2 protein-coding genes are annotated in these 1220 nt (G+C 36.8%); both read right to left on the reverse strand.

Translation table 11 applies throughout. The features are described 5' to 3' along the window. A partial coding sequence (locus ACRCJ0_RS14515) for a type II secretion system F family protein (protein WP_431390911.1) occupies window positions 1-719 on the reverse strand: 719 nt, incomplete at its 3' end. After that, window positions 658-1220 (reverse strand): ATPase, T2SS/T4P/T4SS family (locus ACRCJ0_RS14520; protein ID WP_431390912.1); only part of this gene is annotated, 563 nt, incomplete at its 5' end. The genes ACRCJ0_RS14515 and ACRCJ0_RS14520, both read right to left, overlap by 62 nt.

A 1220-nucleotide genomic window follows, 5' to 3' on the forward strand; every position in this document is an offset into this window, starting at 1 on the left:
CCTATTTTAAATAGTTGGCTAAATTCGTAAGCAAAAAACTGGGTGTAATATAATCTAAATAATTTTCCAACCACTGGTAATTTGACATATAACCTTGCCCTTACTAATGGGTTAGTCCGCTTCTTCCATATAAGATAGATGATGAGTATAACTAACAACAAAATTGAGAACCCTATCATTATCCAATGCAGCTTTTGCAAGAAAATCAATAAATAGCTCAGTAATCCCTGTCCCTCACCCACTGACATAGAAGCTAATTGTGGCAAAAGAAATATGCGCAACCCAAATAACATGCCAATCATCAACACAGTTAAAGCAATTGGATAAAGCATTACCCCTTTTAGCTTTTGCATCTGTTGATCACGTTCTTGAATGTACTTAGCAATCGTTTCTAGGCCTAAACCAAAATTGCCATAAGCTTCTGCCACTTGAATTTGATAAGCTACATTACCCTTAATTTTCATTTCATGTATAACTTGATAAAAATACTGACCAGCTGAGAAACCGGTCGCCATTTTGCCAAAAGTCACTTCTTGCTTAGGAAAAATAGTCTTTAAAAAAGAAAATATTTCAAGCATAGGAAACCCTTCTTGAAGCATTTCTGCGATGTATAAAAGTACAGTCGCCTGTAATTGCGGTTGCCAAGTGCTAGTAATTTCAGTTTTCGCTAATTGTTTCCAGTTGATATTCTTCCATGCTGGACTGGGTGATGTAGCCATGATCATAAGCCTCCTTTAATAGTAGATTTAGTGATTTAAAATCATTTGGATAGCTTTGATTTAAAATGAAACTACTCAGCTGGTCACCCTGTAGTAACTCAAATAAGGCTAATTTCTCAGTCGCAACAATTTCTGAATCAGGGACACGAGGAACCAACCTTTGGGCAACAACTAATAGTAAAGTTTGGACCAATTGTTCGTTAGTGATGCCTAATTCTTTCAAGCGTCCAATTACACCAAAAGTATCTTTAGCATGAACGGTGGCTAATACCAGATGACCAGTCAGTGATGCGCGAATCACCATTTTCGCTGTTTCTTCACTTCTGATTTCGCCAATTAGAATAATATCCGGATGGTGACGCAAACTAGCGGTCAGCAAACGGTCATAAGTAATATCCGCCTTTTCATTGACTTCTGTTTGTAAGAAAGTAGGTTCTTTAATTTCAATGGGCTCTTCTATTGTAATAATTTGACTGGCTTTTTCTTGATAGGCATTCCTTA

Source organism: Aerococcus sp. L_32 (assembly GCF_050689315.1).